Source organism: Phyllobacterium calauticae (assembly GCF_019991125.1).
In the GTDB taxonomy this organism is placed as follows: Bacteria; Pseudomonadota; Alphaproteobacteria; order Rhizobiales; family Rhizobiaceae; genus Phyllobacterium; species Phyllobacterium calauticae.
The window spans coordinates 316,274-332,513 of the sequence record NZ_JAGENB010000003.1 but is presented as its reverse complement, the minus strand read 5'-3'; the positions used below and the strand labels follow the sequence as shown (position 1 = coordinate 332,513).

Below are 16,240 nucleotides of genomic sequence, written 5' to 3'. Positions count from 1 at the left end.
GGGCTTTTGGCCCGCTTTTTTGTTGTTTCAATTGCGCTTGCGCCGCGGATCAACCTGCCAGATGCTTGAACGCGGCGACAACCTGCTCATAGACGGTGCGCTTGAACGGCACTATAAGGTCGGGCAGCACGGTCATGGGTTTCCATGCCCAAGCGTCGAATTCAGCGGTGTGACCACCCGGAGGCGGGTTGATCGCGATCTCGCTTTCATCGCCGGTAAATTCGTAGGCGAACCACTTCTGTGTCTGGCCGCGATACTTTCCCTTCAGGGCGATTCCGACAAGCGCGGGCGGCAGGTCATAGTTGATCCAGTTCGGCGCCTCGGCGAGCAGGGAAACGGTTTTCATGCCCGTTTCCTCGTAGAGTTCGCGGCGGGCCGCAATTTCCGCGTCCTCGCCTTTGTCGATGCCACCCTGGGGCATCTGCCATAGCTGGGTCGACCCGTCCATTTCATCATTGGGTATGACAATGCGATGGCCCGCCCAGACGAGTTTATCGGCATTGAGCACCATAATGCCGACGCAGGGCCGGTAGGGGAGCGTCTCGGGGTCGACATGTTTCTTGCTCATGCGAATACTCCGCTGGATGATGGGATAGTGATGGGTGCCTAGCCCTTTTCAGGATCGCGGACAAGGGCCGAAACCGGTACGATCTCGATGCCGCGGGTCTTGGCTTCGTTGGTCCAGGCGGCCACGGCATCCACGGTCACGCTGAAGGCCGAACCGGTTCCGATCGCCGTGCCTTTGGCTCGGGCGATACGCTCCAGCTCATCCAGTTTCTTGAGGATGCTGCCCCGGTCCTGCGTGCCATCAATCAGCACATCGGCGGCAGCAAAGGGCGTTCCCTGCTGACCGGCGATTGTGTCGGCCTGGCTGCGCGCGGAGCTGCCGTCATCGAGATAGAGCAGCCCGCGTTTCGCGATATCCTGCATGACAGGCGTCATGGCTTTGGCATCCGCGGTAAAGCGGGCCCCCATGTAGTTTATGATGCCGGTGTAATTGGTTATGCGGCCCATGGCCTTGTGCAGATTGTCCAAAGTCTCGGCGGTGGGCGCATCGACCGTCAAGGTGTTGCGGCCGGGATTGACCCGCGGATAGTCAAAAGGCTCAAGCGGCACCTGCATCAGCAGTTCATGGCCATTCTGGCGCGCCGTCTGCATCCACCGGATGAGGCTGTTGCCTTCAGGCGCAAAAGCCAGCGTCACCTCCGCCGGGAGCGTCGCGATTGCCTGCTGTGTGCCGGTCTGGGACATGCCGAGCCCGCCAATGACGAGGGCGATCCGCGCGCCGCGGGCGCCCGACCATGACCGCGCATAGACATCGAGTGGCCGTCGTCCGTCCGGCCCGATGACTGGCAGAGAGCCGAGCGCAGTTGTCTCCAGCAGATCCCGGTCGGGGATATGGGCGGTCAGCGGATTCTGGCTCGCTCTGGCGGGATCGCCTACGACGATGATTTTCGGGCCGCCCGGACTGGTGGTAACATTTCCCTGCGTGACGACGCCTGCAGGGGCCTTGTCGGATGCTGGTATCGTCTTGGCCGGCGCTGGCGGAGTTACCGCTGCCTGTTCGGGCTTTTCCATTTCCGGAGGCGGATTGCGAAATCCGTGATTGCTGGTGAACGAGATCAGCAGTGCGGCACCTCCCACCCCCAGCACGGCGATGGCCGGCAAGAGCCAGCGAGCGCCAGCCTTCGGTTTGTCCTTGGGCCGTTTGCTGTTTTGTCCCAGCGGCCTGTTGATGTCGGAATTCACGCGCTTTGGCCGATGAGGAGGATGAAACGGAAGGAATGATCGGTGGGAAATGAAGTGGGGACCAGGTGTGTAAGAGCCAGCCTGATCCCCTTTGTCATATCAGTTCGGTACGCCCTTGGACGGGTCTGCCGGGAATGCCGCATTGGCCTGTTCGCCGCGCAGCAGCTTCAGGGCTTCGATCAGCTGCAGGTCATCCTTCGGATCCGGCGGGACATAGGCAATCGAGCCCGATCCTTCCGCATCCTCCTGAACGCCCTTGATATGGCCCTTCAGGCTGGATTCGCTCATCGGCTCGGCCCGGCCCTTCAGATCGTCCGGCAGCGGCTGTTCGACCGCGATATCCGGCACGATGCCCTTGCCCTGGATCGATTTGCCGGCCGGCGTGTAATACAGCGCCGTCGTCAGCCGCAGTGCGCCGTTCTCGCCCAGCGGGATGATCGTCTGGACCGAGCCCTTGCCGAAGGACCGCGTGCCTAGCACCGTCGCCCGGCGATGATCCTGCAGCGCACCGGCAACAATCTCCGATGCGCTGGCAGAACCGCCATTGATCATGACGATCATCGGCTTGCCGTTGATCAGATCGCCCGGACGGGCATCGAAGCGGGTGATGTCCTGCGGGTCGCGGCCACGGGTCGAGACGATCTCGCCCTTGTCGAGGAAGGCATCGGAGACGGCAACCGCCTGGTCCAGCAGGCCGCCCGGATTGAGGCGAAGATCCAGCACGAAGCCCTTGAGCTTGTCGGCGGGAACCTTGCTCTGGATGTCCTTGATCGCCTTCTGCAGGTCTTCAAAGGTCTGTTCGGTGAAGGAAATCACCCTGACATAGCCGACATCGTTCTCGACGCGGTACTTGACGGCCTTCACCTTGACCACGTCGCGCACGATGGTCAGCTTGATCGGCTTGTCGGCGCCCTGACGGATCAGCGTCAGCTCGATGGGGGTGTTGACATCGCCGCGCATCTTGTCGACCGCGTCGTTTAGCGACAGGCCGCGGACATCGGTCCCGTCGATCTGCGAGATATAATCGCCGGCAAGAACACCGGCCTTGGAGGCAGGGGTGTCTTCGATGGGGGCAATGACTTTCACAAGCTCATTTTCCATCGTGACTTCAATGCCAAGGCCGCCAAACTCGCCCTTGGTCTGCACACGCATATCCTGGGCCTGGTCGGCGTTCATGTAGGACGAATGGGGGTCAAGCGACGTCAGCATGCCATTGATGGCGCTTTCGATCAGCTTCTTGTCATCTGGCGGCGTCACATACTGGTTGCGCACCCGCTCAAAAATATCGCCGAAAATCGACAACTGCTTGTATGTGTCAGTGCCCGCAGCTTCTGCAACGGTTGTGGGCAGTGCACCCTGCACAACCACCATTGCCGTTGCACCCAACAGGGCTCCGGCCATGAGAAGCGTTAACCTACGTATCATTTGTGGTCCTTCCAGCGAGCCTATCCGCCCACCAAGGAGCGGGATTAACAGGTTTTGTATCTTTTCGGAACTCAATGTAAAGCATTGGCGCTCCATTTCCCAACGGAACGGTGCCGGTACTCGCAACAAGTTGCTCGTTCATCACACCAACCGGCTCTCCCGCCAAAACAAACTGATTCTGCGAAACATTGATTCTCTTCATTCCTGCCAACACGACATGATAGCCATTGCCGGCATCCAGGATCAAGAGTTGGCCATAGGAACGAAAGGCGCCGGCATACAGCACCACGGCGTCCGTGGGCGCGGTAATTGTTGCGCCTGCCGGGGTTTCCAGCGTGTCGCCCTGCACGACACCGCCCAATCCGTCCTCGTCGCCAAAATGCCGAACCAGTTTTCCGGCACCCGGCATGGGAAGATGTCCCTTCAGCGAGGCAAAATTCACCTTGGCTGACAGGCGTTCCTGGTTGGAGGCGAAATTGTCGGCCCGCTCCTTGCTGGCTGCAAGCTTCTGTTCTTCCTGCTGGTTCGCCGCGCTGGCTGCCTTGCGCGCCTCTTCCATGTCCTGTTCCATAGAGGCGATCAATTCGCGCAGGGATGTCGCCCGCCGGGCCAGTTCTTCCGCCCGCTGCTGTTCGGCCTTGTGCGTTTCCTCGGATGTTGTCTGCAGTTTCTGCTTTTCGGCCAAAAGCAGATCGAGGCGCTTCTTTTCCTCCGCCTGTCCTGACAGGGAAGCGGTCAGACGGGTCTGCTCATCGGAAATCGATGTCCTGATCCGCGAGAGCTCCTTGAGATCGGCAATCAGCACTTCCGTCTGTTCGCGCATTTCCGGAACGACAGCGCCCAGCAAGACGGCGCTGCGGACCGACGCAAGGGCATCGTCGGGGCGAACGAGGATGGCGGGAGGCGGATTGAGCCCCATGCGCTGCAAGGCGGCAAGGACCTCAGCGAGCGCCGCGCGCCGGCCTTTGAGAGAGAGCTTTATTCCGTCTTCCCGTTCATGCAGATCGGTCAGCTTGTCGCCGATAGCGGCTATATCTTCAGTCAGTTTTTTCTCGGTCTTGGCCGACTGGATCAACGCGGCCGTCAGGGTGGTCTGATCCTTCTTCAGATCGGCAATTTCCTTGTCGAGGGAAGCCAGGCGATCAGCAGACAAACTGATTTGGCCGGTGAGTTCGTCCAGTTGTTTGACGGTTTCAGCGCGCTTTGCGTCGACCTGTTCCTGCGCGTGCACCGGCGAAACGCAGGCAAACAGCAGGACAAGGAGGCCAGCACCCATGCGGGAACTCTTCCTTGAACCAATGATTGCATCTGTAACCCGAAAATGCATATGCGGACCGAAATGAATTAAGATTAGAGCCCGACAATAGGAAGACTTCGATTAATGAACTATTAACCATAGAGCATCCACGCGGGATATTAGCGTGATGCTAGCATTTTAGTGCCGATCGGGATGGCGGAATTACGACGTCAGCTTCACTCTTGCGTGAAACCGCGGCGGGATCAGCCGGTATAAGGGGAAGCGGTTTCCGTTCGACGCGAACATTTGTTTTGCTTTCTCCTTTTGAATGCTATGGGAACGGGCAGAGAACGTATCGAACATCCTGACGCATTGCGCCGATGCAATGATCTTTCGAAGCTGACCGGCATGACCGGATTTTGATCGTAGTGCGGAAGGTTCACCTTGGTTTCTGGATTTTTCAAATGACCGATCTGTCAGTCGTAATTCCTGCCTATAATGAATCCGGAAACATCGGCGCCCTTGTCACCGAGATCAATCAGGCTCTTTCGGGTGTGGCCAGCTATGAGATCTTGATCATCGATGACGGCTCGAATGACGGCTCGGCGGAAGAAGCGTTGAATGCGGGTCGCCACGTTCGCGTGCTGCGCCATAAAAACCGCACGGGCAAATCCAGGGCTCTTGTCAGCGGTTTTCAGGCCGCAAAGGGACAATGGATCGCGACGCTGGACGGTGACGGGCAGAACAATCCGCTGGATCTGGCGCGCCTCTGGCCGCGTATTGCGCAATCCCAGCCTGCGCTGTTTGCCGGGGTCAGAAAACGCCGCAATGACGGGGTCGTGAAGTTGCTGACATCGAAATCCGCCAATTTCATCCGCAAGCGTCTTCTCAGGGACAATTGCCGGGATGCAGGGTGCGGATTCAAAGTCCTGCCGGCGTCCGTGGCAAGAGGGCTGCCCTACTTCGACAACATGCACCGTTTTCTTCCTGCCCTCTCGATCCGGGCCGGGCTGACTGTCGTCGAAGTCGATGTGGAGGATCGTCCCCGGCTGGCCGGTGTCTCCAAATACGGGTTTTTCGATCGCGCTGCGGTTGCGTTTCTCGACACTGTAGGTGTCTTCTGGCTTATCCGCCGATACTCTGATCCGGCAGGGGTAAGTGAGATGAATAACGCTGAAAGCTGAACGTCCTGATCTGGCCGTTGAAGTTTCTCAATGGGCTGTCAACGCGGGTCATGGGACCGGTCGCGGCCGCATCGGCGGGCAGGAGTTCGAGCGTTTCTTTATCCGGTGCAGCGCCGCCCTCCCAGACAAGGACGATATCGTCGGCCTTGCCGCTTGCCGGCGGCCAATGGAGCTGCACGGCGATGTTGGCGGCGTCATCCTGCCGCTTCGCTGCTATCCGCGCCGGGGTTGAATTTTGCACGTGAATGGCATTGGCAACCGCATCGAATGGTATCGACAGGCGATCGTCACCGAACAGCAGCACAATGGCGAAGGCAACGGGCGCCAATGCGTAGAAGCCGCCGGATATGATCAGCAGGTTTCGCGCGCCATGCTTTTGCGGGAAGTACAGCGCCAGCAAAATGGCAGTCGGAGCCAGAATGGGTGCCATATAGCGCTCTGCGACGGAATGGTAGTCGGCAAAAAAGACGATCAAGCCAAAGGCCGTCAAACCGAGTACGACGGTACGGAACAGGACTTTCCTGACGTCAGTGTCTCCGTCCGGAGCGGGTTTTGGATCGTCCTGCCAGCGGCCGATCAAAAAGATCACAAGAGCCGGGCCTGACCAGAGGAAGGTCGAGATGAAGAGACTGAGAAGCCCGTCCACCCCAAACCCAGGAAGATCAAAAGGCTGGAGCATCGGGATCAGGTGGTTGAGCTTGACCATTCGGCCGGCTGTCGCAGCCAGGGGTGCATTCAAGGAGGCCAAGGCCACAGGGCTCATGGCAAGCATGAAAATGCCAAGGGATATCAATGCAGGTCTGCAGAAAATCTGACGGCGAATGGTCCTGTTGAGCGCGCAGGCGATCAGAAAGCTGAACAGGAACATGAAGAAGTTATACTTTGCCAGCCCGCCAATGGCGGCCCATAGACCAAGCCAGACATAGGCGCGGTATCCTCGTCCCGATCGGATCAGAGCCAGAGCATGGATCGTGCCGATGGATGCGACGATCACCAGAAGCGTATGCGCCGTTGTCTGGATCGACATCCAGACAATCTGCGGCAGAAGGGCGGATGCCGCCAGGGCCAATACCCCGGCACGGTCGCCGCCCAAGCGGCGTGCGGTATCGAATGAAAGCCAGTGATAGAGGCCGAGCAGGCAAAGACGGACCAGAACCGTCGCAACAACCCAGTTCCAACCGGTAAGATCGAGGGCCAGCCGCACCAGCCAATTGTAAAGCGGCGGGTGCGAATTGCCGTAAATCCAGGAAAAATCAACCGATCCGACAAACTGGGCTTCATCGATGTCGAGGAATGGCGACAGTGCCAGCCTGATCGCGATAAGGCCCGCTGTGTAGCATAGTATTGCAAGGGGGATTCGCCGGGCGAGGCAGGTCCAGTTGATCATCGGGCCGTCCAGTTTCAACGCTGCATGGAATCGAGAGGTGAATGCAGCCTGACCGTCAATTTCACATGTGTCGTATCCCACTACAACCAAGTGCCGGTCGCTGCAATGCTACAAATTTCCAATGAGAAACCGCGCCAATAAACAAAGGCCACCGGCTTGATGCCGGCGGCCTTTCACGCATTCAAATTCCTGTGACTATGCCTTGCGAAGCAGACCGGCGATCAAGGAGACGAGCAGCAACGCCAGGAACACAAAGAAAACAATCTTGGCTATCCCGACAGAAGCCCCGGCTATTCCGCCAAAGCCAAGTGCACCGGCCACGAGGGCAATAATAAGAAACACAACCGCATAATATAGCATTATCAACTCCCTATCCTGTTGCATGCACAACGATCTCGGGGGTGCCTTTGTTCCATGCGGCAGCAGGTGCGAATGCTTTGCCGGCTCCTATGCCTTTGCCTTGCTGCTTTCCTTGAAGAACAGCGCCTGTGTAATCAGGGCCTTGACCATGTCAGGGTTGAAAGGCTTGGTGACAAGGAAGGTCGGTTCCGGCCGTTCGCCGGTCAGGAGCCGCTCAGGAAACGCTGTGATGAAGATCACGGGAACCGCGTCCTGGCTCAGGATGTTGTTGACCGCATCGATGCCTGAGCTGCCGTCGGCGAGCTGAATGTCGGCAAGAATCATGCTCGGATGTGTTTCCGCATAGAGTTTCACGGCCTCGTCGCGGGTACGGGCGATACCGACAACCCGATGACCCAGACTTTCCACCATATGTTCGATGTCCATGGCGATCAGCGGTTCGTCCTCGATGATCATGATATCGGTGGCGATCTGCTTGGAGATGCCGACGGAAGCCTCGTCGAGGAGAGCATAAAGCTCCTGCTCGTCTATATCGAGAATATCGAGGGTTTCAGCCTGGCTGAAGCCTTCAAGGCTGATGAGAAGGAAAGCCTGACGCGCGCGGGGGGCGATGGCCGTCAGGTTTGCCGCTGCGTGCTTTTCCCAGCCGAATTCCGATTGCAATTCGAGCGGGCGGACATTGACGGAATTGAAGTGCTTGATCAGCAGCTTGTAGAGGCTGACCCGGTCAGAGGTGGCTTCAGGAAAAAGGGAGACATCGCTGATAAGGATTTCGAGCGTCGCCGCTACATAAGCATCGCCTGATGATTGCGACCCGGTAATGGCGCGGGCGAAGCGGCGAAGATAGGGCAGATGTGGAGCGATCCGAGTGGACAATGACATTATGGTGATTTCCCGTTCCCGTTTGGGCATTGAAGACTAGTACGAACCAAAACACATTGGCGAAAAAAAAGTTCCCTGGCATGGAACTTTTCCTTCTCCAGGGGATTATCGACATTAATGTGCCTGCCAAAAGCTTTTGCGACGAACGACCAGCAAAGATAGTAGAATGAACGCCAACAAAAGTATCTCAGACGGCTCCGAAAAGGGTCGTGTCCGCCGCCGCGACGTCAGAAACGCGGAATCAGAAATTGGTTTGAAGCTGCGTGCGCTTTATGCCTCCGTACAGGAGGAGGAAATACCGGCACGTTTCCTCGACCTTCTGGAAAAGCTCGACGAAGCTGAACGCAACCATGCTCAGTCGTCAAAATAACAGGCGGTCGAATGGTACATGAATCCCCTGATTTCAAGAGAAATCTGATTGCGTCCCTGCCGAAGCTGCGCGCATTCGCAGTATCGCTGATCGGCAATCCCGACCGCGCGGATGATCTTGTCCAGGACACGATCATGAAAGCGTGGGCCAAGCAGGATTCGTTCGAGCCCGGCACCAACATAAAGGCCTGGCTGTTTACGATCCTGCGCAATGAATTTTATAGCCAGATGCGCAAGCGCGGGCGCGAAGTGCAGGACTCGGATGGCATTTTCACCGAACAGCTTTCGGTGCATCCCTCGCAATACGGCGCGCTTGATCTGCAGGATTTCCGCAAGGCTCTGGAAAAGCTGCCCGACGATCAACGCGAGGCAATCATTCTTGTCGGTGCGTCCGGCTTTTCCTATGAAGAGGCGGCGGATATCTGTGCATGCGCCGTTGGCACAATCAAGAGCCGCGTCAGCCGTGCAAGAACACGGTTGCAGGAACTTCTCGATGTCCAGGGAGAGGTTGATTACGGCCCAGACTCCATTTCCACGCAGGTAACATCAAACAAGTTCGCCTGACGCGCCGTCTTCTTTTGCCGGCAGTGTTCTCAGAGCCATTCTGGCAAAAGCGGTGGTGACGGCTTGCAGGATCTGGGTCTTGCCATAGGGCTTCAAAACCACGGGAACATCGGCAAAACCGGCAATGCCGCTCCTTTGCTGATCATAGGCGGTGGCAAAGACGACGGGAACGCCCCGTTGCAGCATGAGGCTTGCGGCGTCCAGAGAGGAGGTGCCCCGTGCCTTGACTTCGAGAATGGCGATGTCGCATGGCGGCTGGCTCTCAATCCAGAATAGAAGCTCTGCAACGGTCGAGACGACATGAACGGATTTTGCGCCACATTCCTCCGCAATGCGCTCCAATTCGAGTGCGATCAGATATTCGTCCTCCAGAACCAGAAGTCGCTTGCCGGTCAATTCCATATCAACTGCTCCTAAAAGCAGTGCTTATGCGCTGAACGGAATAGGGTGTCATTTAACTATGACATGTCGAACGCGAAGAATTATCGGTCATTTCAATGGCAGCATGTTAGCGTGCTCAACAACTCTTAATTGAGAAATCAAATGAAAACAGCAACAGCTTCAGCAGTACGGCAATTCCCCTGCGAAAAATGCCCCTTGCAGGATTTCCCGCATTTCCAACCGCACGACAAGGACGAACTGGAGTTCCTGTCGGGCTTCAAGACGGGCGAGCTTGTTGCCGATGCCGGGACGACATTTCTGGTCGAAGGTGCCAACAGCGCGCACCTTTTCACGGTTCTGTCCGGCTGGGCGTTTCGCTACAAAACACTGGAAGACGGCCGCCGGCAAATCCTCAACTACGTACTTCCCGGCGACCTCATCGGGCTGCAGGGATCGCTGATGAAGGAGATGCAGCACTCCATCGAAGCCATGTCGCCCGTGATTTTGTGCGTTTTCCAGCGTGACAAACTCCCCAACCTTTTCCGCACCTTTCCAAGCCTTGCCTACGATATTACCTGGCTGGCGTCCCGCGAAGAACAGATGCTGGATGAAATCCTGCTCAGTGTCGGGCGTCGCACCGCATTGGAGCGCGCGGCCTATCTGTTTGCCTTCATTTTTCAGCGTGCCAAGTCGGTCGGCATGGTCAAGAACAACAAGCTGTTTGTGCCGCTGAGACAACAGCACGTTGCCGATACGCTCGGATTGTCCATCGTGCATACGAACAAGACGCTCAAGAAACTAGCGGCGCGCGGTGCTTTGCGATGGGTTGACCGGGGCTGTGAAGTCCTCGATGAAACGACCCTTCTGGATATATCGGGATGGCAAGGTTTGCCGAAGCTGCCAAGACCCTTTATCTAGTTCGTGTATATGGCGGGCCGAGCATACGAGGCCTGTTTTGGCAGGAGCAGTGCAGTTGGTGCAGTGGCGCAGAGTTTTGGCAGGTTTTTCGGAGAGACCCCGGCGCGGGTTGGCCATCATCATCTCGCTTGCCCTGATCATCACCGCTGCGACGTCGACCATCATCCTGACCCGCGGCTTCAACAACCAGATGGACGACGTCATTGCCACCTACCGGGTCCGGGAGCAGGCGGATGGCGCACTCGCCCTCTTGAACGAAGCGCATACCAGTCAACGCGGTTATCTCCTGACCCAAAACCCCGCCTTCCTCGATCTCTACCGTGCGGCCGCATCCCACCTTGCCGAATCGCTGAATACGCTGAACGAGATGACAAGAGGCAATCCCCGGCAACAGGCCATTGTCAGCCAAATTCAGGATTTGGCGAAGCAGAAGCAGCAAAAGGTCGAAGCGGCCATATCGATGTCTCTTGCGGGGAACAACAGCGAAGCTCTGGCTTCACTCGGTTCCGATTTCGGCATCGGCCAGATGGATGAAGTCAGGAAAACCATCAACAGTTTCCTGGGTGAAGAAGATCGTCGGCTTATTGCCCGCAACATAGCCATGGACAAGTTGCGCTTTTGGCTGACCATTGCCTCGATCCTCGCCCTCGCAGGTGCACTGATACTCGCCTATATCCTTGCCAGCCGCACCAAGCGCTATGTGCGCAAGCTGACCGAAGGTCAATCGACGCTGCTTTCTGAAAAATCGCAACTGGAAGAAATGGTTCAACTGCGCACCGCCGAGCTCGAAAAGGCGATGCTGATTGCCAAGCGGGAGAGAGCGCGCGTGGAAACGCTCCTGCAGGATTCCGATCATCGCATCGGTAATTCGCTGGCGACCGTGTCATCGCTTCTTGGCATCCAGATGCACGGCGTTTCGTCAGACGAAATCCGAGTGGCCCTCGGCGCGGCGCGTGATCGAATCCAGACGATTTCTTCGGCACACCGTCGGCTCCGGCTGGGAAAGGATCATGAGACCGTTCGGGCCGATGAATATTTGCCGGAGATTATGGCCGACATCAGGGAAGCGCATTTTCACGGCCGGGATATCCGGATCGAAGCCCATTTCGAACCGATTGATCTGAGCTCCCGGGATGCCACAACCCTCGGTATCATTATCGGTGAGCTGACGATGAACGCGATCAAACACGCATTTCCGCATAATCGGGCGGGGTTGATCGAAATCGGCCTGCAGCGCGATGCCCACGGCATTATAGCCCTCACCATTGCTGACGATGGCATCGGCATCCAGAAAAAACTCCACAAGCGGGCGACAGGTTTGGGCTCCGTGATCGTCGCACAACTCTGCCAGCAATTTGGCGGTGCGGTGACCTATGGCGCCAAAGATGGTGGCGGCACGATCGTGACGGTCACGTTCCCCTCCCTTCACAGTGCAGCTGCGCCCGAAAACGCGAAGGCGGAAGACGAATGAGTGGCAGTCAGAGGGTTGCCGCCCCGGTTTCCGGCATGTCGGCGTTCAGCTGTTCCAGCGCAAGTTCGATGTCGCGCAAGGTCCGGGTGGAGCCATCCTCATTGTCCATTCCGCCTTCCGTCGCTGCCCGCTGCAATCCTCTGGCTTCGCTGAGCAGTTCCCGCAGCTTTTCGATTTTCACGGTCCTGTCCAGACTATTGTCCGATAGAATGTCCTTCGCGTCGCGCATAGATTTCTCCTTTGCATTCTTCACGCAACAGAAACGACGGGCGCTATTAAATGTTCCGGGCGGGGAACAAAGGGGTATGCGTTGCGTTGATAATCGAAGCTGTTTCAACGTTAAGAGTAAGGACGGCTCGATGAGGGGCGTCATGTGACTATGAAGTCAGACCAAATTTCAGAAAACATGTCAGGATTTCTGTCAGAGCCCGCTCGTCTGGATGCTGTTTCCGTGCTGAGCGGCCTTGAATTTCAGCCTGAAAGCGAGCTTCACGGACTGGCCTCCCTGGCCTTGTCATTCTCGAATGCCGATGTTGCGCTGATCGTGGCGGTCGGTGAGACGCAAATCCGGATACTGGCGCAGGCCGGAAACGCGCCGGCGGGACGCACCGATTTCTGGGCATTCGGCGCAAATGCGCTGGTCCTGCCAGAGGGAGAATCGCTGGTCGTTCCCGATGTGACGGCAGACAAGCGATTTTCCGGGGGTGTGGCGGGCTCGGCCGGCAACGATGTGCGGTTTGTTGCAGCGACGCCGGTCGAGGTTGGTGGCGCGCGTGTAGCTGCGCTTGTCATCGCCTCGGCGCAGCCCGGACAAACGGCAAGCACGCTGCTGCAATCCCAGTTGAAGCAGGTGGCCAGGCTTGCCGGTTCCTTTCTCAAGATGAAGTGCGATGCACAAAGCAATGTTCGGTCCATCGAAACCCTGAACAGGGATGAACTGCGCCATGATATGGCGCTGGAGGTCGGGAATGTCGGCAGCTGGGTTTGGGACCTGAAGACCGGAAAATTCACCGGCAACAAGATGGCTTATTCCATGCTCGGCCTCAGCGACGACAAGCCGATAAGCGGCGAAGATGTTTTCCGCGCCATGCATCCGGATGATTTTCCATTGATGAAATCGGCGTTCACCCGCGCAATGGCACATAACCAGGATTACGTCGGCGAATTTCGCGCCGCATCCTCCGGTCAGTGGCTGCTCGGACGCGGCCGTGTTTTTGAACGGGATGCCGCCGGCAGGCCGCTGGTAGCCGTTGGTGTCAATATCGATATCACCAGCACGCGAAATGCCGCCGAGAAAACCCGGCTGCTGTTGCGGGAATTGAACCACCGGGTCAAGAATACGCTGGCCATGCTGCAATCGCTGGCGCGGCAGACCTTGAACCGGACCTCGGATCCGGCGGAATTCATGGAGGCTTTCTCCGGCCGGCTGCGGGCGATCTCCGAGGCACACACGCTTTTGTCCGATCGTGAATGGAGCGGCATCAGTCTCGTTGACCTCATCACCAAGCAGGTCGAACCCTATGCGATCTATGATCCGGCCCAGGTCGTGCTGGAAGGCGAGGACATGATTCTCCCGCCCGATCACGCCTTGGGACTTGGCATCGCATTGCACGAACTTGCCACCAATGCGGCCAAGCATGGTGCGCTGTCCTCCGCGCGCGGCAGGGTGCGTGTGTCATGGCAGACGGAAACCGGGCTCGATGAATCCAGGGTGGTCATTCACTGGGTCGAATCCGATGGCCCCCGTGTCATACCTCCGGCCGCCCGCGGACTTGGCGAGCGGCTGATTGAACGCAGCCTGGACAAGGTTCTGTCGAGCAGTGTTCGGTTGAGTTACCCCGAAACCGGCATGGAAGTTCTGATTTCGATGCCGATAAAGGAAGGGTCAGCTGCTGTCGTTGGATGATGGTTTCTTCCTGGTGAGAAGCGAAAGTCCGGCAAAGGCGATGACCGGTACGGCCAGCATCAGCAACCCCCGCGATTTCAAGACGGTTGGTGCGGCGGCAAGTGCAGCGACGGTCAGCAGGGTTGATGTATCGACCTTTGACCGCTCGCGCTGCCGCTTGCGTGCAACCGTTTCAGCAACTTTCATGATGATGTAGGCCAGAAGCGCAAGGGCGATCGCGCCGCCGGCCAGGATCAGGGCGGTGTACAAATCGCCGAAATGCCGAGAAAGCGCGATATAACCCGCGAGGAGCAGGAAGACGCCGGCAATCGCCAGCAGAATGCCGATCAGCGCAAGGAAGACCGCACGGCGCTTTGCCCGGCTCACAGCGGAACCGAGCTCTCCAGAAACCGCACTGGACAGAAGGGGGGCCAGCAGTTTCAGCATGTCAGCGGCGGGCGATCAGAGCCAGAAGAAATCCGACGCCCGCAGCGACGGCAACGGTTGTCAGGGGGTTCTCGCGCACGGTCTCTGTCAGTTGATCCTCGAGCGCCTTGGCCTGAGACCGTATTTCATCCAGAGCGTCTTCGCCGCGTGCCCTGGCGTTCTCGAAGGTCGAGGATGCATTGCTGCTCGCCTCTTTTGCCGAGGTCTTGCCAATTTTGGCGAGTGTTGCCGCAATGTTCGCGATGTCCTCTTTCAACGCGGCAACCTGAGCTTGCAGATCCGGGTTGGACTCCGTTGCATCGTCCACGGCTTTGCGAACTTTCGAAGAAACTGACGCCATTAAAGGAACTCCTTGAGAAATATAAGTTTCATAGGGATTGAAACGCCCCGCATGCGGTTTGGTTCCATGCGGAAGCGGAGACCGCTGCTCACGCAGCGGTCTCCCTGCATTGGGCTGCGAACACTGTTATTCGGCGCTGCCGCGCAGCAGGATTTTCTCGCTGTCGGCCTTGTAGGCTTCCTCGCTATAGGCGGGATGGGCCTGCAGCTGCTGCTTCGTGAAGGGCGTGTAGACGGCGATCTTGCCGTCCTTGCCCGACAAAAGGTCGAGATTCTCGATGGAAATGGCGATGGGTTTCTTGCCCAGGCCAAGGAAACCGCCGACGTCCACGACGAAGGCTTCCACCTGACCGTCTGGGGTCATCAACGCGTCACCCACGGAACCAAGGGTCTCGTCATCCGAGCCATAGACGGTCGTGCCGATCAATTTTTCCGCGCTGACGGCAGTTGCCGGTACAGCTTTCAGCCCGTCACGCGTCGCCATCGTGGCTTGCGGCGCCGTTTTCGCAGGCGCAAGAGACGGCTTCAGAACATCGGTCGCGGGGTGCCCGTCGAGCAAAGCCGCCTTGTCAAAGGCAGGCGCCTTTTCCAGCTCTTCCTTGCTGGTGGCGATGATGAGCCAACGTGTGCCGTCCGCCCGGTCAGCCCAGGCCAGACCATCCAATCCAACAGCCACATCCTTCTCGCCGATGCCGACAAATCCACCAACGCCGATGATTGCCGCCTCAGCCGTGCCATTGGCGTCAAGCACCAGGTCTTTGACCGCGCCGATCGAGACGGAATCGTCCTTGGCACCGTTATAGACTTTCTGCCCGATCAAGCCGGAAGCCAGGATTTGCCCGGCTGCAGATTTGACATAGCGCCCGGTATTTTGTGCCGGCTTGCTTTTGTCGTGGAAAATGCCGTGCGTTGCCGCTGAACCGGGTTCCTGGGCCTGGGCGAAACCGGATGTCGCCAGGACTGTGATCAAGGCAGTGGTCATCAAGAGACGTTTGGTCATGCGAATATGATTCCTGTATAATATCGTGATGTGAAGAAGCGCCGGGACAATGGCCGGCATGAAGGCAGCGCCGCGCAACGTTCCTAAGAGAGATAGCCGAGGAACCAGAGAATAAGGATGATCGGTAGTGGCAGGCCGATGAGCCAAAGTAAAACTCCACGCAGCATAGTGTGTCGATCCTTTCGTCAGGTCTGATCCGGGCAATCAGAGTTCAAACAGTTCCGTTAGATGCGGCCCAAAAGCAGCAAGATGAGCAGAATCACCAGGACAATCCCAAGCAAACCGGAAGGGCCGTAACCCCATGCCCGCGAGTGGGGCCAGCTTGGAAACACGCCGATCAGCGCCAGTATCAGAATGATGATCAGGATCGTTGTCACCGGCATTCTCTGCTTCTCTCCTTTGAGCGGCCCGATGCATTGAAAACTTCCGATATCGATTTTTGTTCCGGCCGCTGCAGCGTTTCGGTGCTGCTCCATGCAGTGCGAAGGAACGGGTTGGCGTCGTTTTCGCAGGTCTTGGCGGGGGGCATGCAACCAAATTCAGCCGGCTTCGTTTCAGAGTGTCATTGAACGGAGAGGGATTTTCATGAATTCGGAGAAGCGGGCTGGTTATGCCGTCTGAGAATGTAAGGGAGGCGTCGCC

At 57.7% G+C, this 16,240-nt stretch carries 19 protein-coding genes; 6 read left to right on the top strand and 13 right to left on the bottom strand.

Annotation, left to right across the window (positions count from 1 at the left end; all coding sequences use genetic code 11):
• Positions 1 to 49: 49 nt before the first annotated feature.
• From J1W56_RS13485 to J1W56_RS13470, 4 genes are all read right to left on the bottom strand, one after another.
• Positions 50 to 568 carry an RNA pyrophosphohydrolase gene (locus J1W56_RS13485; RefSeq protein WP_223613794.1) on the bottom strand — a complete coding sequence of 173 codons (519 nt, stop codon included), beginning with the start codon at positions 566 to 568 and terminating at the stop codon, positions 50 to 52.
• Positions 569 to 606: 38 nt separating this feature from the next.
• Positions 607 to 1,749: a divergent polysaccharide deacetylase family protein gene (locus tag J1W56_RS13480; protein ID WP_223613793.1), complete on the bottom strand. Its 1,143-nt coding sequence runs from the start codon at positions 1,747 to 1,749 to the stop codon at positions 607 to 609.
• A gap of 99 nt (positions 1,750 to 1,848) precedes the next feature.
• Positions 1,849 to 3,174, bottom strand: a complete 1,326-nt coding sequence (locus tag J1W56_RS13475) for a S41 family peptidase (protein ID WP_223613792.1) — start codon at positions 3,172 to 3,174, stop codon at positions 1,849 to 1,851.
• Positions 3,164 to 4,501, bottom strand: a complete 1,338-nt coding sequence (locus J1W56_RS13470) for a murein hydrolase activator EnvC family protein (RefSeq protein ID WP_404928135.1) — start codon at positions 4,499 to 4,501, stop codon at positions 3,164 to 3,166. The genes J1W56_RS13475 and J1W56_RS13470 overlap by 11 nt, the downstream gene beginning before the upstream one ends.
• A gap of 374 nt (positions 4,502 to 4,875) precedes the next feature.
• Here J1W56_RS13470 and J1W56_RS13465 point away from each other — a divergent pair, with 374 nt between their 5' ends.
• Positions 4,876 to 5,595 carry a glycosyltransferase family 2 protein gene (locus J1W56_RS13465; protein ID WP_223613790.1) on the top strand — a complete coding sequence of 240 codons (720 nt, stop codon included), beginning with the start codon at positions 4,876 to 4,878 and terminating at the stop codon, positions 5,593 to 5,595.
• Here the strand turns inward: J1W56_RS13465 and J1W56_RS13460 are convergent.
• The 3 genes from J1W56_RS13460 to J1W56_RS13450 all read right to left on the bottom strand — a co-directional run bounded on the left by J1W56_RS13460 (position 5,537) and on the right by J1W56_RS13450 (position 8,224).
• Positions 5,537 to 6,982, bottom strand: coding sequence for an ArnT family glycosyltransferase (locus tag J1W56_RS13460; protein WP_223613789.1), 1,446 nt, complete (start codon positions 6,980 to 6,982; stop codon positions 5,537 to 5,539). The genes J1W56_RS13465 and J1W56_RS13460 overlap by 59 nt on opposite strands.
• A gap of 195 nt (positions 6,983 to 7,177) precedes the next feature.
• Entirely contained in the window at positions 7,178 to 7,342 is a 165-nt protein-coding gene (locus tag J1W56_RS13455; protein WP_223613788.1) for a DUF1328 domain-containing protein, read from the bottom strand.
• 87 nt (positions 7,343 to 7,429) lie between these two features.
• Positions 7,430 to 8,224 (bottom strand): response regulator, encoded by a 795-nt coding sequence (locus J1W56_RS13450; protein ID WP_223613787.1) that lies wholly within the window; start codon positions 8,222 to 8,224, stop codon positions 7,430 to 7,432.
• Positions 8,225 to 8,390: 166 nt separating this feature from the next.
• Between J1W56_RS13450 and J1W56_RS13445 the strand changes: the two genes are divergently transcribed.
• Together J1W56_RS13445 and J1W56_RS13440 are read left to right on the top strand one after the other, a co-directional pair.
• Positions 8,391 to 8,594: a NepR family anti-sigma factor gene (locus J1W56_RS13445; RefSeq protein WP_223613786.1), complete on the top strand. Its 204-nt coding sequence runs from the start codon at positions 8,391 to 8,393 to the stop codon at positions 8,592 to 8,594.
• 11 nt (positions 8,595 to 8,605) lie between these two features.
• On the top strand, positions 8,606 to 9,157 hold the full coding sequence (locus J1W56_RS13440; RefSeq protein WP_223613785.1) for an RNA polymerase sigma factor: 552 nt from the start codon (positions 8,606 to 8,608) through the stop codon (positions 9,155 to 9,157).
• Here the strand turns inward: J1W56_RS13440 and J1W56_RS13435 are convergent.
• Positions 9,140 to 9,559 carry a response regulator gene (locus J1W56_RS13435; RefSeq protein ID WP_223613784.1) on the bottom strand — a complete coding sequence of 140 codons (420 nt, stop codon included), beginning with the start codon at positions 9,557 to 9,559 and terminating at the stop codon, positions 9,140 to 9,142. The genes J1W56_RS13440 and J1W56_RS13435 overlap by 18 nt on opposite strands.
• 141 nt (positions 9,560 to 9,700) lie before the next feature.
• Between J1W56_RS13435 and J1W56_RS13430 the strand changes: the two genes are divergently transcribed.
• Positions 9,701 to 10,456, top strand: coding sequence for a Crp/Fnr family transcriptional regulator (locus tag J1W56_RS13430; RefSeq protein ID WP_223613783.1), 756 nt, complete (start codon positions 9,701 to 9,703; stop codon positions 10,454 to 10,456).
• Entirely contained in the window at positions 10,389 to 11,927 is a 1,539-nt protein-coding gene (locus J1W56_RS13425) for a sensor histidine kinase (protein WP_223613782.1), read from the top strand. Before J1W56_RS13430 ends, J1W56_RS13425 begins: the two co-directional genes overlap by 68 nt.
• Before the next feature lie 7 nt (positions 11,928 to 11,934).
• Here J1W56_RS13425 and J1W56_RS13420 read toward each other — a convergent pair whose 3' ends face one another.
• Positions 11,935 to 12,156: a hypothetical protein gene (locus tag J1W56_RS13420; protein WP_223613781.1), complete on the bottom strand. Its 222-nt coding sequence runs from the start codon at positions 12,154 to 12,156 to the stop codon at positions 11,935 to 11,937.
• Positions 12,157 to 12,378: 222 nt separating this feature from the next.
• Between J1W56_RS13420 and J1W56_RS13415 the strand changes: the two genes are divergently transcribed.
• Entirely contained in the window at positions 12,379 to 13,833 is a 1,455-nt protein-coding gene (locus J1W56_RS13415) for a sensor histidine kinase (RefSeq protein WP_223613780.1), read from the top strand.
• Here the strand turns inward: J1W56_RS13415 and J1W56_RS13410 are convergent.
• From J1W56_RS13410 to J1W56_RS13395, 4 genes are all read right to left on the bottom strand, one after another.
• Positions 13,813 to 14,199 carry a hypothetical protein gene (locus tag J1W56_RS13410; protein ID WP_223613779.1) on the bottom strand — a complete coding sequence of 129 codons (387 nt, stop codon included), beginning with the start codon at positions 14,197 to 14,199 and terminating at the stop codon, positions 13,813 to 13,815. The two genes, J1W56_RS13415 and J1W56_RS13410, sit on opposite strands and share 21 nt — an antisense overlap.
• A 61-nt stretch (positions 14,200 to 14,260) precedes the next feature.
• The gene (locus J1W56_RS13405; RefSeq protein WP_223613778.1) at positions 14,261 to 14,599 is read right to left on the bottom strand and encodes a DUF883 family protein; all 339 of its coding nucleotides are present in this window, start codon (positions 14,597 to 14,599) and stop codon (positions 14,261 to 14,263) included.
• A gap of 126 nt (positions 14,600 to 14,725) precedes the next feature.
• Positions 14,726 to 15,598 (bottom strand): PRC-barrel domain-containing protein, encoded by an 873-nt coding sequence (locus tag J1W56_RS13400; protein WP_223613777.1) that lies wholly within the window; start codon positions 15,596 to 15,598, stop codon positions 14,726 to 14,728.
• 224 nt (positions 15,599 to 15,822) lie between these two features.
• A complete protein-coding gene (locus J1W56_RS13395) occupies positions 15,823 to 15,981 on the bottom strand; it encodes a DUF3309 family protein (protein ID WP_223613776.1) in 159 nt (52 codons plus the stop codon).
• Positions 15,982 to 16,240: the final 259 nt, after the last annotated feature.